Raw genomic sequence first — 12,295 nt, 5'->3', positions numbered from 1 at the left:
GGCCCAAACGCCGCAGCGGCCGCGCCGCCGCGTGAATCGACGGCGCGCGTCGACCTGCTTCTGGTCGCCTCGATGGTGGAGGCGAATAGCCGCGTTCTCGACGTCGGCTGCGGCGACGGCGCGCTTTTGCGCCTGCTGGCCGAAGAAAAGGGCGTCGACGCGCGCGGCATCGAATTATCGCAGCGGGGCGTCAATGATTGTGTCGCGCAGGGGCTTTCAGTCATTCAGGGCGACGCCGACACGGACCTTGCCGCCTATCCCGACGACGCCTTCGACTATGTGATCCTGTCGCAGACGCTACAGGCCACTCGGCGACCGCGAGAAGTGGTCGAAGGGATGCTGCGGATCGGGCGCCGCGCAATCGTCTCGTTTCCGAATTTCGGCCATTGGCGCATTCGCGCGCAGATCGCGTTAGGCGGCCATATGCCTTTGACGCGGAACCTTCCGACCATCTGGTACGAGACGCCGAACATCCATTTCTGCACAATTCAGGATTTCATCGATCTCGTTCACGCCATAGGCGCGCGAATCGAGCGCGGCGTCGCGCTCGACCGTTTCGGCAGGCCTTTGGCCTATAGCGCGCCCTGGATCTGGAACCTGTTCGGCGAGCAAGGCGTGTTTTTGCTATCTCGCAAGGAATGAGGCAGGCCGCGCCGCGCCCGCCCCAAGCGCCGACAAAAACAGCGAAGCCTATTTCTTCTCCGCTTTCGCCCGTTCGATCGATTCAGAAACCAGCTTACGCGCCTCCTCAGCATCGCCCCAGCGCTCGATCTTGACCCATTTGTTCGGTTCAAGGTCCTTGTAATGGGCGAAGAAATGCTCGATCTGCTGCAAAGTGATCTCAGGCAGATCCGTGTAGTTTTCGACTTTCGCGTAACGCTGGGTCAGTTTCGCGGACGGAACGGCCAAGATCTTTTCGTCCTGTCCGGCCTCATCGCGCATGATCAGCACGCCGACGACCTTGACGCTCATCACAGCTCCGGGGACGATCGCGCGGGTGTTGGCGACAATGACGTCGCATGGATCGCCGTCCTCGGAGAGGGTGTGCGGAATGAACCCGTAGTTTCCGGGGTAACGCATGGATGTGTAAAGGAACCTGTCGACGATCAGGGCGCCGGCCGCCTTATCCAGTTCATATTTGATCGGCTCGCCCCCGATCGGGACTTCGATCACGACATTGATTTCACCAGGCGGATTCTTGCCGATCGAAATTGCGTCGAGGCGCATGGACGTCTCCTAAGTTTCCCAAGTCACGATCGTCTTCTGGCGATCATGGTTTCTACCTCTTTTGTCCAAAGCCCGAACGCCGCGCCAGGAACGTTTGATGCTCCACGGATCCGCCACGCTACGTCATTTTTCCCTGGAGTGAAGAAAGTTGGCATGACGCGACGCCAGACAGCAAAGACGTCAATGAGATCAGCTGGATCAGCGAAAACGACGTTCCCGCAAGAGTGACGGAGAGGATAATCGAGCCAAAGGCCTGAGATTGTTTCAAGCCCGGTTCCCGGGCCTTATGCTCCAAGCTCCGGCGTCCTTCAAGTCCAACCTAAGCATTATCCCAAATGCCGCGACGGACCCTCTGCGCGAAACAGGAACCAGCGAGTCACGCCGGCGATGCGCCGGCACGATGCTTCGGCGTCGGATCGGCAGCGCTCCTTATCTCTCTGTATCTCTCTGTTTCGACGCATGATCTTGTTCCCAACGTCGTCTGCAATCTTTGTGGACCCAGCCCGTGAGCAGAATGCGTTCAGGCAGAATTGCATTCCTCTCTTTAAGCCTTTGTTTTACCGCATGATGTCGGCCCGAAAAGTCGCGTTTCAACTGAAAGCGAAGGCGTGCCGCGCCCGGATCTCTGAGCCGAAACGCTCATTGGCCTGACGCACGTTCAATCCGCCGAGCCTCTTATAGAATTGCACGGCCCGCTCGTTGTCGGCGAGGGCCCATACGAGGAAGGATGGATAGCCGTGCTCGGCGAGATCCTTGCGCGCCGTCTCGAACAGGCGCTTGCCGAAACCAAGGCCCTGAAACTCCGGCGCCACATAGAGCTCAAAGACCTCACCGCCATAGCGCAGCGACGGCACCCTGTTGCGCCCATAGCTGGCATAGCCGCCAATCGTCTCGTCAAAATCGAGAACAAGCAGCCGCGATCCCCGAACGATCGCCGAATGCCACCAGCGCGGTCCGCGCCGCGCGATCATGCGCTCAAGCTCCCGACCGGGGATGATTCCCCGATAGGCGTCCCGCCAAGCGGCGTCATGCACGTCGGCGATGCCCTGGGCGTCCCCTTCACGCGCGTTTCTGATGGTGATGACTGCCTCGATCATAAGGCAATGTTAAAACCGCTTGCCCCACGCCCGCAAGACCTTCTTGGAGCCGCATGCAATAATCGGGCGCGCGGATTCAAAAACCGCGCCGGCGCTCGACAAGCGCCGCCTTCAGCCGCTCCGCAGAGCCGCCGCCGAAGCCGCATCTTCGCCATCGTAATCAAGAGCCCTCTCGGTCATCGGCGCCGCCGGCCGCTGCGTCCGGTAAATGCCTTTGATCAGGATGATGAAAGCGATGATCGCACAATCTATCAATGTCACCCACCAGATCTGGGCCGTGGCGACGCCGAGAAAGGACAGAGTGAGGACGGCGACGAAACCTGCCAGAACGGAGGGAGCGACGATCGCCGGACTCCTGGCGGCCAATCGGAAGATTCGCGCCGTCAGAAACGCGAACGCGGCGGCGCCGATCACGCCGAGATCATACCAAATGACGAACAGGAGGCTTTTCGGCGTCAACGGGGGCAAATAGCCAAGGCTGAGGCCGTGATTGGCTGTATCAAAGCCATGCCCGGTGATAAGGCGGGGCCATTCCGAAATGATCAGATCGCGCCAGATCAACATGGATTGCGAAGCGGCGCCCGGATCGCGGCCAGTCCAGTGAAAGATCGGGGCATAGATCAAGGGCAGCATTGGCGCGAACAGAACCAGGCCCGCGAAGATGAAGCCGAGAATGCGGGCGAGCGCGCCCGGATTCGACATTGCGAGAGCAAAGACGAAGGCCGCCGCACCCATCGCCGCGAGGCCGATCTGAGCAAATCCAACAAGCGCCACTGCGGCGGCGAGCATGGCCAGTCCCGCCGCGAAAATCCAGTGTTCCCGCAAGGACAGGGCCCCGAGAGCCGGCCAGACCAGAACGATCAAGGTGATCATCGAGCGCTCAAACAGCGAATCGTCGAATTCCGAAGCGCCGACGAACCAGTCCGGGGCGCGCCATCGAAGGACCAGCATCGCGAGGGCGCTCAGCGTGGCGCCGACAGGCAAAAGATAAAGATCGACCGCTCTCGTCCGCGCCGGCAGAAATGCGGCGACGAGGGCGACGAGAAAGGTCGTCCCGACGATCTGCGCGAAGCGCTGCGCCGCCTCCCCTGGGAACGGGGTCCAAGCGAGGGAAAGGCCCGCCCAGAAAGTCAGAAAAAGCGCCGTGAGGCCCGCCGGAGAAAGCAGCGCGGTTCGCAAGTGACGCGGCCCATGGTCCGGCGCGCCGACGACGGCGCCGATCAAGATCAGAATGGCGCCGATCGGCATCAGCACGTAGATCGCGCCGCGCGCAACCACGCCGACGCAGGGCAGCGCCACCATCAAAATCGTCAATCCGAGCCGAATGAGCAGCTTTGCGGCGTCGGCGGCGGGCGTTTCAGTATGGTGGGAGGCGACGGACATGGCCCACTTCGGTCAAAGGGGCGCAGATAATCTGCCCCGCACATTCATCTTAGCGTCCAAAATCTTCCGGCGCTGTGGATCTTGCGCAACAGTTTATAGCCGAATTGCAAAAAGGAAGCAGAAGCCAAACGCCTCGCCGGGCGCGCTCCCATCGCGCAATCTGGAAAGAATTTTAGGATCACGCTCCAAAACATCTGTTGGCGCGCGACGCCATTTCCACGCGATCCGCCGTCCTTGTATTTCATCGCCCGGTGAGAGGACTGAGAGCGCCGCCGCAAATGCGCCACGCCGTTTCGCCAAGGTCCATCCGGGATCAAGAATCCCAAAGGGTCGATCAGTCCATAAAAAGGGGGCCAATGCGGCTCCCAAAGGAGATTTCCGATGAAAAGGCAATTTATCTTCGCGGCGGCCCTTGTCGGGGCGCTCGCGTTGCCGCTGGCGGCCGAAGCTCAAGGCGTCGTGCGTGGCGCGGAGCAAGGCGCGGCGACAGGGCATCGCGCGGCGGGTCCCGTCGGTGGCGTTGTTGGCGGCGCGGTGGGCGGCGCGGTCGGAGGGGTCGCGGGCGGCGTCAAAGGCGTGCTCGGCATTCCGCAGCACACCGGCCGGTATCACCACCATCACCGGCGCTATCGGCATTACCGGCATTACCGGCATTAGAGCTGTTTGTTGGCGGCAAATCGCACATTGCGCTGCTTTGGGTCATGCGCCCGCCTTCCAGTGCGGTTAAGCACTCAGATTTCGTAAACACCGCATTAAGGATAGGGGCGCAGGCTCTTCCGACGCGGTCGCTCCCGCCAGGCGGATGGGGGGTTTCTGCTCTTAAAATGGACGCAAAGCCTATGAAACTTCTTCGCAAAGCTTTCGCCAATGACACAAGGACGATCGCCGCCCTGGCGCTGCTTGGTCTCGTGATGATGGCTCTTTTCAGACCTTAAGCGTCTGACGCGTCAGTTTTGTTAGCTCGATGCGCTAAATGGTCCGGTCGCGGTCCTCGGCCGGCAAGCATCAGCGGCACGGGACTTGCTTGTAACGGGAAAATGATGTCGGGAGGTCGGCGTCCAGAAAGACTGGAAAGCAGTGATGACCAAGATCTTGATTCTCGTTTGTTCCTTGTCGACCCCTGTCGAAGAGTGTTCGCCCATGAACGCCATCAGCGCGTCGCGCGGGCCAGATGTTGGCAACGCCATGATGTGCGGCCTTTGGGGCCAGAGCCAGCTCGCGCAGTCTGCGATCGGTCCCCAGGGCGAAGAATATGAAAAAATCGTCTGTTCCGTCGGCGGCGCCGGCTGACCGTCGATCATGACTCAGCTCAATCTTTATCGACGCGAGGAGGATCGCGCCCGGCGCGCGGGCGCGATCGCACGGCGGGACAGGCCTTGCCTCAAAAGCGCCAGCCTGTCTTGAGCGCCGCGCCGACTTTCCATGTGCTGAAGCTCGAAATAGAGAAGCTTGACGAGGCCCTCTCGTAGGACGTCTGAAAATCGAGAGCCGGCTGGCCGAAAAGCCGCGCGTTTCCCTCAGCGCCGAACCACGAAGCCGGCAGCACGAATTCGAGCGTGGCGATAGGTTCGACCAGCCAGTCCGCGCGCGAAACGCCGCCGTTCGAATCAAACCAGCGGCGGAGTGTTTCCACGCCGAGGCTGACGTTCCATTGCTCGTCAATGACGTAGGATAGCGATGGAATAACATAGAGAGCGTAAGATGACGGCGTTGGATCTCTGAACCTTCGCTGAGCAAAAAACGTCAATCCGAAGGACCAGGCGGTCGAGGCGCGGGTGTTGCCGGCGGCGGGGATGGCCTGGAAGTTTGCATCGAAATTGAAGATCTTGTTGAAGCCAAGGTTGAGATCCTGACGCGTCGCGATTTCCTGCGCGAAAGTTGGGGCAAGATCCATCCTCGGCGCATAGACGAGATAGGGAGAAAAGCCCTGATCATTGTTGGGGTCGATCGCCTGCAGGCGGAGCGTCCCGGCGAGCTTGTCAAGATCTGGACCGCTCGACCCGGTGAATCGATCTGATTCGGCGCGCAGATTGGCCGACAATCTTAAAGGCAGATCGAAAACCGGCGCCGCCCAGGAGAGCGATCCGACCGGGCTGATCGCGGCCGTCGAGACGCTTCCGACCGAGGCCGATTCGGGGTTCGAATTGAAATAGACAGGCGTCAGAACATTGAATGTGAAACGTGGCGAGGGCGCCTGCTCCTCAAGGCCCGGACTGGTTGCGAAGATGTTCGTCTGCGGCGCTGGAGTCAGCGCGCTGGGAGTCGCCAAAAGCGCGTCGATCAGCGCCGCATCGGCGTCGTCCCTCGCATCACTGGCGGCTGCCTGAGCCGCGAGCCGCTGTGTCGCGCCAAGCAGCAAGATGGCCGAAAGGGCTATGAGCCCAGGGCGCGGGCGGATTCCACGAAGCCGTCGCCCTTGTCCCCTGCCCCCGAATCCCATTGCGCGATCTCCGACGATCGCCCCGCCGATGCCGGTCATCGCGACGAGGCGTCATAGCGAGCCTTTGCGACCCAATCTTGTCGCCGTTGCGACATGGCAGCGCGAAGGAGCAGAGAAAAGAGACGAATCTGCTGGCGTCGAAGCGGGCGAAAGCGATCTGCGGCAGGGATCCAGATCCCTGCCGCAGACCAACGAACCGACAATCTTTATGGAGGGGGGCCAGGAGAAAATTGTCGGGTCGATGGCTTATGAGGCGATGCCTGCGGCTGCTGGAGGGGCGCGGCTCTTCCATGCAATGGTTTTGCTTTTCCTGAACTATGTCGGATTTCTGCTGGTTTGGATTGAGCTTGAAGTCTCAATCCTGTGCGCGATGTCCCAATCTGTCCTGCGCTCGAATTCATGATCCGCGCCGGTGAGGGTCGCCGCGTTCAGTCAACGCTATGCCGTGCGTCTTCGACGCATGAAACGCAGAGCCATTGTGCAGCTGAAGGAAGCTGATAAAGTTTTCCAGAATCTCTGACACTCGTCGTTTGGCGACGCCAGCCAAACCAACAGGCAGCGCGAGATGCCTCCGAGGTTTCGTGAATGTCTTTGAGCCTTTCGCGTATCTGTGATTTCGCTCGTTCTGCGTCCCGCGCTGACGCTGGACGGTCGTTTTGAGCGCGTTGAGGGCAGAAGCCGGCGTCCGGCGGGCGGGGGCCGCCACGGCGCGCGGCCCGATTTTTTTCGCCTTTTGGCTGATGATCTCCGGGCGCGACCTCGCTAATCTCCCTGTCGGCGCCGCCGCAGCCGCAGCCGCAACCTGGACAAGTCTGCGCCTGTTGCCTCCTGGAGAGTCGCGGCTGCGGCCGTTGGCGCTCGCAGCGCTTATCCTGCGGTTCGCGCGACAGTCTGTGGTCTCCGGCGTCGAGGTCGCCTGGCGCGCGCTCGACCCAAGGCTGCCGCTGCGTCCGGGATTTGTCGCCTACCCTTTGCGGCTGCCGCCTGGCGGCGCCCGGAGCGCCTTTTGCGCGTTCAGCAGTCTTCTGCCCGGAACCTTGCCGACCGGAATCGACGACGCTGGAGTTCTGCTCGTCCATTGCCTTGATGTTGAGCAACCCGTCGCTGCAAATCTAGCCGCGGAAGAATCGTTATTCATGCGGGCGCTCGGGCATGAGTGATTTTCTCCTCGCCGCCGCCGGCTTCGTTCTATTCACCGTCGCGATAGGCCTCGTGCGGATTCTCGGCGGCCCCGGCAACGCCGACCGAATGATGGCGGCGCAGCTTCTCGGCACGGGCGGCGTCGCCTCGCTTCTGCTCGTCGCCGCGGCGACCCGCGCGCGCGGCGTCGAGGACGTCGCCTTGGGCCTCGCCCTGCTCGCCGCTTTCGCGTCGGTCGCTTTTGTCGGCGGCGGCGCGCCGGCCGAGCCGGACGACACGCAACGGACGACAGGCAGATGAGCCTCGTTCTCGACATCTTCAGCACCGTCGCGATCTGCGCCGGCGCCTTCTTTTTCTTCGCCGGCGCCATCGGACTGCTGCGCTTTCCGGACGCGTTGAGCCGGCTGCACGCGCTGACCAAGGCCGATAATCTCGGTCTCGGCCTCGTTGTGCTCGGCCTGCTGCCCCGCGCGGACAATCTGCTTGGAGCGCTGAAACTCATCGCCATCTGGGCGCTCGTGCAATTGGCCGGAGCGACCACAGCGCAACTCATCGCGCGCGGGATACGGCGCAAGGGTCCTGTCGCATGAGCGTGCTTCAGGCTCTCGATGTCGGGCTCGGAGCCCTGGTTCTCGCCGTCGCGGTCTGGACCATCCTCGCGCGTGAGGCTTTCGCGGCGGTCGTCGGCTATGTCGCCTATGGATTGCTGCTCTCGATCGTCTGGGTTCGCCTGTTCGCGGTCGATGTGGCGCTGACGGAGGCTGCGATCGGCAGCGGCGTCACCGGCGTTCTGCTGATCGGCGCCGCGGCGCGCCTGCGCGAGGCCGAAAGATCAACCGTTGAGGAGCAACTCAGCGCGCCCTGGCGCATCCTTGCCGGAATCCTTTGCGCCGTTGTGGCGGCGGCGCTCGCAGCTGTTGTGCTTCTTTTGCCCGATCCGGCGCCGACCCTGGCTCCGGCCGCGGCTGAGCACCTCGCCGCGACCGGCCTTGGCAACCCGATCACCGCTGTCTTGATCGCCTATCGCTCGTTCGACACCATGCTCGAGAAGGTGGTGCTGGTCCTCGCCGTCATCGGCGTATGGTCGCTCGCGCCTGACCACTTGTGGGGCGGCGCCCCCGGCGCCCCACGTGCGGGGCGGCCTGAGGGCGCGCTCGCTTTCCTCGCTCAAATGTTGGCGCCGCTCGGCGTGCTCATCGGCATTCATATCTTCTGGGTCGGCGCGGACGAGCCGGGCGGCGCTTTCCAGGGCGGAGCCATTCTCGCCGCCATGTGGATGATCGTCATCATGGCAAGGCTCGTCGAAGCCCCGCAGATCAATTCCCTCTGGCTGCGCATGACGCTCATTGCCGGGCCGATGGTCTTTATGGCGATCGGCGCCGCGGGCGTTCTGGCTGCGGGAAGCTTTCTTGCCTACCCTTCAGGCTTCGCCAAGCCGCTTATCCTTTTCATCGAGGCGTTCATGACGCTGACCATCGCGGCGATTCTTCCCATGCTCGTCGCGGGTCCGCCAACGCGGGCGCCACGCCCATGACCGCTGCGACGCTGGCGGGGCTGATCGGCGCGGCGCTGGTCGGTCTTGGCCTTTACGGCCTCATCGTCAAGCCGCAGCCGCTGCGCAAGATCCTTGCCTTCAATCTGCTCGGCAGCGGCGTGTTTCTGATGTTCGGCATCATGGCCCGCAAGGGCGCGGCCGCCGGATTTCCCGCGGACCCCGTGCCTCAGGCAATGGTCATCACAGGCATCGTCGTCGCTTTTTCCGCAAGCGCGCTCGCCATCGCTTTGTTGCTCCGGCTGTTTCAGGAAACCGGGCGGACGTCGCTGCGACCAACAGCTCCGCCGCCAAAGCCTCCCGCCGACGGAGGCGATACGTGATACACGCCACAACCGGCGGCCTCCTGCTGGTCCTTGCGATCGTCTTACCGGTCGCGGGCGTGCTTTTGTCGTTTCTGCTCGGCGGGCGAAACGCCGAACGCATCGCCCTCGCCCTCATGCCGCTTTCACTAGGCGTCGCCATCGCCATCGCGTTCGCCGTTTTCCGCGCGCAGAGGCCGATTGTCTACGTTCTTGGCGGTTGGAGTCCGCCGCTTGGGATCGCCTTGCGGGCCGATGGATTCTCGGCCGTGATGTTGGTGACGGCGGCGTTGGTGATCGCGGCCGCGGGACTTTTCGCGCGCGCCAATTTCCGCACGCCCGAGGGCGTTCCCGAGGCGCGCGCGCCGCTGGCGTTCTGGACGCTGCTGCAGGCGCTTCTGGCGGCGCTGAACATTGTTTTCGTCGGCGGCGATCTCTTCAATCTTTATGTCGCTCTGGAGCTGTTGACCTTCGCCGCCGTGCCGCTTGTTTGCCTCGACGGGCGGCCGGAAACGCTTGTCGCGGCGTTGCGCTATCTGCTCTTCGCCCTGTTTGGGTCCGTGCTCTATCTGCTTGGCGCCGCTCTGCTCTACGGCGCTTACGGCACGCTCGACATCCTGCTTCTGTCGGGCCGGATTCAATCCGAGCCCGCCGTCTGGGTCGCGGCCGGGCTGATGACGGCGGGCCTTCTCGCCAAAACCGCTCTCTTCCCGCTGCATTTATGGCTGCCGCCAGCTCACGCCAACGCGCCCGCGGCGGCGAGCGCCGTACTGTCGGCATTGGTCGTCAAGGCGTCATTTTTTCTGATCGTGCGGCTCTGGTTCGACGTGCTGCCGGCCGTTCCCAACGAGACGGCAATGGCGATCCTCGCCTCGCTTGGCTCGGCGGCGATTCTGTTCGGCAGCGTGCTCGCCCTGCGGCAGGCGCGGCTCAAACTCCTCGTCGCCTATTCGACCGTCGCGCAGATCGGCTATCTGTTCCTGATGTTTCCGCTCGCCGCCGGCAGCGCGCATCCCTGGGCCGCGGTCGCCTGGAGCGGCGGCTTGATGCAGACCCTCTCGCATGCTTTCGCCAAGGCCGCGATGTTTCTCGCTGCGGGCCTTGTCGCCGAATGCCTCGGCCATGACCGCATCAAAGAGCTCGGCGGTCTTGGCCGGGCGATGCCGATGACCGTGTTTGCGTTCGGTCTTGGCGGCCTGTCCCTGATGGGATTGCCCCCGAGCGGCGGCTTTGCGGCAAAATGGCTTCTGCTCAAAGCCTCTGTCGAGGCCGGCCAATGGATCTGGGCTATTGTAATATTGGCGGGCGGCCTTCTCGCCGGCGGTTACATTTATCGCGCCCTCGCCCCGGCGCTGGCGAATGGACGCCCGCTTCTGAAGGCGCGCCCGCGGCGCGGCCGCGAAGCCATCGCGCTGGCGCTGGCTGTTGTCGGGGCGCTTCTCGGCTTCGCGCCGCCGGCTTTCTTCGAGCTGCTGCAAATCGGCCGGCTGCCTTTGGGAGGGCTCCCATGATCGGCGGCGCGATAGGCCAAGGGATGCTTGTCGGAACGCTGGCGGCGCCGCTAATTCTGCTCGTCGCCTGCCTGTCCGGCAGGCTGCGCCGCCATGCGCTGGCGCTGGCGCCTTTCGCTCCGCTCCCGGCGCTCGCCGCTGCGCTGCTGGCGATCGGCGGCCCGCCATTGACGTTCGCGCTACCAGCGCTCCGGCTCGGTCTCCTGCTCGATGCGCCGGGCGCAATGCTGCTCGCCGTCGCAGCCCTGCTCTGGATCGGCGGCGGCGTCTACGCATTCCGGGATTTGCGCGGTAAACCAAAAGCCGAACTCTTTGCTGTCGGTTGGCTCCTGACGCTGACCGGCAGCCTCGGCGTCTTCATCGCCGCCGACCTTCTCACCTTCTATTTTGTTTACGCGCTCGTCAGCATCCCGGCCTTTGTATTGGTCGCGCATGATGACGACGCCGCCGCCGCGCGGGCGGGGGGCGTTTACATGGCGTTCACCGTGCTTGGCGAGACCTTTTTGCTGATGGGCTTCGTTCTGCTGGCGGCGGGCGAGCCGAGCGGCAGCCTTGCAATCCGTGACGTCATGGCGGCGCTGCCGGGTTCGCCCTGGCGCGATGCGGCGCTGGCGCTCACCGTCCTGGCGTTCGGGCTGAAAATCGCGCTCGTTCCCATGCATGGCTGGATGCCTCTTGCCTATTCGGCGGCGCCCATTCCGGCAGCTGCGGTTCTGAGCGGCGCCGCCGTGAAAGCCGGCGTCATTGGCATGATCCGCTTTTTGCCGTTGGGCGCCGCTCTGCCCGGCTGGGGCGAGACGCTGGCGGCAATCGGGCTGTTTTCCGCTTTCTATGGCGTCGCCATCGGCGTCACGCAGCAAAATCCGAAGACGGTTCTCGCCTATTCCAGCATCAGCCAGATGGGCGTGATCGCCGCCGTGCTCGGCATGGGGCTTGCCGCCGGCGACCGGAGCGCGGCGCTCGACGCCGCTTTCTATGGCGCCCATCATGTGATTGTGAAAGGGGCGCTTTTCCTCGCCGTCGGCGTCGCGGCGGCGTCGTCCCGCCGCCGCCTGTGGCTGACGTTGGCGCCGGCTTTGGTGCTGGCGCTGAGTCTGGGGGGATTGCCCTTGACAGGCGGCGCGCTGGCGAAACTCGCGGTCAAGACGCAACTGGGAGACGGCCCTGTTGGCGCGCTCGCAGCATTTTCGGCGGCGGGCACCACGCTTTTGATGCTGCATTTCCTGCGCCGTCTCGCCGACGAGGCCTCGCGGGAGGCCGAAGCAGCGGCGCCGGCCGGGCTCATCGCACCCTGGCTCGCAATGGCGCTGGCGGCCGTGCTGGTTCCCTGGCTGCTCTATCCGCGGATGGGCGGCCACGTCGCCGATGCGCTGACCCCTTACGCGCTTTGGGAAGGGCTGTGGCCGGTTCTCATCGGCGCTGCGCTCGCCCTCCTGTTGCAGCGCTGGGGCGACCGCCTGCCCCGCCCGCCCGCGGGGGACATTGTCGGCATCGGCGAGGACGCCTTCCGCAAAAGCTTCGTCATTGGCGCGGCTTTGGAGCGGGCGGACGGCGAAATCAGGCAGTGGCCCGCCGCCGCCGTCTCGCTTCTCGTTCTGGCCATCGTTTTCGGCGCCGCGATGATGATCCGGCTCTGACAGATT

The 12,295-nt window shown here is 63.6% G+C and carries 15 protein-coding genes; 11 read left to right on the top strand and 4 right to left on the bottom strand.

From position 1 onward, the window contains the following. The first annotated feature begins 72 nt into the window (after positions 1-72). Positions 73-642: a methionine biosynthesis protein MetW gene (gene metW, locus SIN04_RS05765; protein WP_244605935.1), complete on the top strand. Its 570-nt coding sequence runs from the start codon at positions 73-75 to the stop codon at positions 640-642. Between the two features lie 48 nt (positions 643-690). Here the strand turns inward: metW and ppa are convergent, their stop codons facing one another. From ppa to SIN04_RS05750, 3 genes are all read right to left on the bottom strand, one after another. After that, a complete protein-coding gene (gene ppa, locus SIN04_RS05760; protein ID WP_134487139.1) occupies positions 691-1,227 on the bottom strand; it encodes an inorganic diphosphatase in 537 nt (178 codons plus the stop codon). A 590-nt stretch (positions 1,228-1,817) separates the two neighbouring features. Then, positions 1,818-2,324, bottom strand: coding sequence for a GNAT family N-acetyltransferase (locus SIN04_RS05755; protein WP_134487136.1), 507 nt, complete (start codon positions 2,322-2,324; stop codon positions 1,818-1,820). 111 nt (positions 2,325-2,435) lie between these two features. Then, entirely contained in the window at positions 2,436-3,707 is a 1,272-nt protein-coding gene (locus SIN04_RS05750; RefSeq protein ID WP_134487133.1) for a hypothetical protein, read from the bottom strand. Between the two features lie 381 nt (positions 3,708-4,088). On the opposite strand from SIN04_RS05750, the gene SIN04_RS05745 reads away from it, so the two are divergent. Continuing rightward, positions 4,089-4,364 carry a hypothetical protein gene (locus SIN04_RS05745; protein WP_134487130.1) on the top strand — a complete coding sequence of 92 codons (276 nt, stop codon included), beginning with the start codon at positions 4,089-4,091 and terminating at the stop codon, positions 4,362-4,364. 423 nt (positions 4,365-4,787) lie between these two features. Further along, positions 4,788-4,997, top strand: coding sequence for a hypothetical protein (locus SIN04_RS05740; protein WP_134487127.1), 210 nt, complete (start codon positions 4,788-4,790; stop codon positions 4,995-4,997). A 91-nt stretch (positions 4,998-5,088) separates the two neighbouring features. Here SIN04_RS05740 and SIN04_RS05735 read toward each other — a convergent pair whose 3' ends face one another. Continuing rightward, positions 5,089-6,186 (bottom strand): hypothetical protein, encoded by a 1,098-nt coding sequence (locus SIN04_RS05735; RefSeq protein ID WP_341264287.1) that lies wholly within the window; start codon positions 6,184-6,186, stop codon positions 5,089-5,091. On the opposite strand from SIN04_RS05735, the gene SIN04_RS05730 reads away from it, so the two are divergent. The 8 genes from SIN04_RS05730 to SIN04_RS05695 all read left to right on the top strand — a co-directional run bounded on the left by SIN04_RS05730 (position 6,176) and on the right by SIN04_RS05695 (position 12,289). Then, the gene (locus tag SIN04_RS05730) at positions 6,176-6,550 is read left to right on the top strand and encodes a hypothetical protein (protein WP_134487124.1); all 375 of its coding nucleotides are present in this window, start codon (positions 6,176-6,178) and stop codon (positions 6,548-6,550) included. The two genes, SIN04_RS05735 and SIN04_RS05730, sit on opposite strands and share 11 nt — an antisense overlap. A 253-nt stretch (positions 6,551-6,803) precedes the next feature. Continuing rightward, on the top strand, positions 6,804-7,307 hold the full coding sequence (locus SIN04_RS05725) for a Na+/H+ antiporter subunit E (protein ID WP_341264286.1): 504 nt from the start codon (positions 6,804-6,806) through the stop codon (positions 7,305-7,307). Then, positions 7,300-7,587 (top strand): monovalent cation/H+ antiporter complex subunit F, encoded by a 288-nt coding sequence (locus tag SIN04_RS05720; RefSeq protein WP_134487121.1) that lies wholly within the window; start codon positions 7,300-7,302, stop codon positions 7,585-7,587. Before SIN04_RS05725 ends, SIN04_RS05720 begins: the two co-directional genes overlap by 8 nt. Next, the gene (locus SIN04_RS05715) at positions 7,584-7,877 is read left to right on the top strand and encodes a monovalent cation/H(+) antiporter subunit G (protein ID WP_134487118.1); all 294 of its coding nucleotides are present in this window, start codon (positions 7,584-7,586) and stop codon (positions 7,875-7,877) included. The genes SIN04_RS05720 and SIN04_RS05715 overlap by 4 nt, the downstream gene beginning before the upstream one ends. After that, on the top strand, positions 7,874-8,821 hold the full coding sequence (locus SIN04_RS05710) for a hydrogenase subunit MbhD domain-containing protein (RefSeq protein WP_341264285.1): 948 nt from the start codon (positions 7,874-7,876) through the stop codon (positions 8,819-8,821). Before SIN04_RS05715 ends, SIN04_RS05710 begins: the two co-directional genes overlap by 4 nt. Next, positions 8,818-9,162, top strand: coding sequence for an NADH-quinone oxidoreductase subunit K (locus SIN04_RS05705; RefSeq protein WP_134487112.1), 345 nt, complete (start codon positions 8,818-8,820; stop codon positions 9,160-9,162). The genes SIN04_RS05710 and SIN04_RS05705 overlap by 4 nt, the downstream gene beginning before the upstream one ends. Continuing rightward, positions 9,159-10,652 carry a complex I subunit 5 family protein gene (locus SIN04_RS05700; RefSeq protein WP_134487110.1) on the top strand — a complete coding sequence of 498 codons (1,494 nt, stop codon included), beginning with the start codon at positions 9,159-9,161 and terminating at the stop codon, positions 10,650-10,652. The genes SIN04_RS05705 and SIN04_RS05700 overlap by 4 nt, the downstream gene beginning before the upstream one ends. Continuing rightward, positions 10,649-12,289, top strand: a complete 1,641-nt coding sequence (locus tag SIN04_RS05695) for a complex I subunit 5 family protein (protein WP_341264284.1) — start codon at positions 10,649-10,651, stop codon at positions 12,287-12,289. The genes SIN04_RS05700 and SIN04_RS05695 overlap by 4 nt, the downstream gene beginning before the upstream one ends. The last annotated feature ends 6 nt before the right edge of the window (positions 12,290-12,295 follow it).

It is taken from the genome of Methylocella tundrae (genome assembly GCF_038024855.1).
Classification (GTDB): domain Bacteria; phylum Pseudomonadota; class Alphaproteobacteria; order Rhizobiales; family Beijerinckiaceae; genus Methylocapsa; species Methylocapsa tundrae.
This window is presented reverse-complemented; position numbering and strand designations above follow the sequence as displayed.

Bases quoted from the DNA above. Each gene is read 5' to 3' on its own strand.
- SIN04_RS05695 (WP_341264284.1), top strand. From the start codon at position 10,649: ATGATCGGCGGCGCGATAGGCCAAGGGATGCTTGTCGGAACGCTGGCG.
- metW (WP_244605935.1), top strand. From the start codon at position 73: ATGGTGGAGGCGAATAGCCGCGTTCTCGACGTCGGCTGCGGCGACGGC.
- SIN04_RS05720 (WP_134487121.1), top strand. From the start codon at position 7,300: ATGAGTGATTTTCTCCTCGCCGCCGCCGGCTTCGTTCTATTCACCGTC.
- SIN04_RS05745 (WP_134487130.1), top strand. From the start codon at position 4,089: ATGAAAAGGCAATTTATCTTCGCGGCGGCCCTTGTCGGGGCGCTCGCG.
- SIN04_RS05735 (WP_341264287.1), bottom strand. From the start codon at position 6,186: ATGACCGGCATCGGCGGGGCGATCGTCGGAGATCGCGCAATGGGATTC.
- SIN04_RS05740 (WP_134487127.1), top strand. From the start codon at position 4,788: ATGACCAAGATCTTGATTCTCGTTTGTTCCTTGTCGACCCCTGTCGAA.
- SIN04_RS05715 (WP_134487118.1), top strand. From the start codon at position 7,584: ATGAGCCTCGTTCTCGACATCTTCAGCACCGTCGCGATCTGCGCCGGC.
- SIN04_RS05710 (WP_341264285.1), top strand. From the start codon at position 7,874: ATGAGCGTGCTTCAGGCTCTCGATGTCGGGCTCGGAGCCCTGGTTCTC.
- SIN04_RS05755 (WP_134487136.1), bottom strand. From the start codon at position 2,324: ATGATCGAGGCAGTCATCACCATCAGAAACGCGCGTGAAGGGGACGCC.
- SIN04_RS05705 (WP_134487112.1), top strand. From the start codon at position 8,818: ATGACCGCTGCGACGCTGGCGGGGCTGATCGGCGCGGCGCTGGTCGGT.
- ppa (WP_134487139.1), bottom strand. From the start codon at position 1,227: ATGCGCCTCGACGCAATTTCGATCGGCAAGAATCCGCCTGGTGAAATC.
- SIN04_RS05730 (WP_134487124.1), top strand. From the start codon at position 6,176: ATGCCGGTCATCGCGACGAGGCGTCATAGCGAGCCTTTGCGACCCAAT.
- SIN04_RS05750 (WP_134487133.1), bottom strand. From the start codon at position 3,707: ATGTCCGTCGCCTCCCACCATACTGAAACGCCCGCCGCCGACGCCGCA.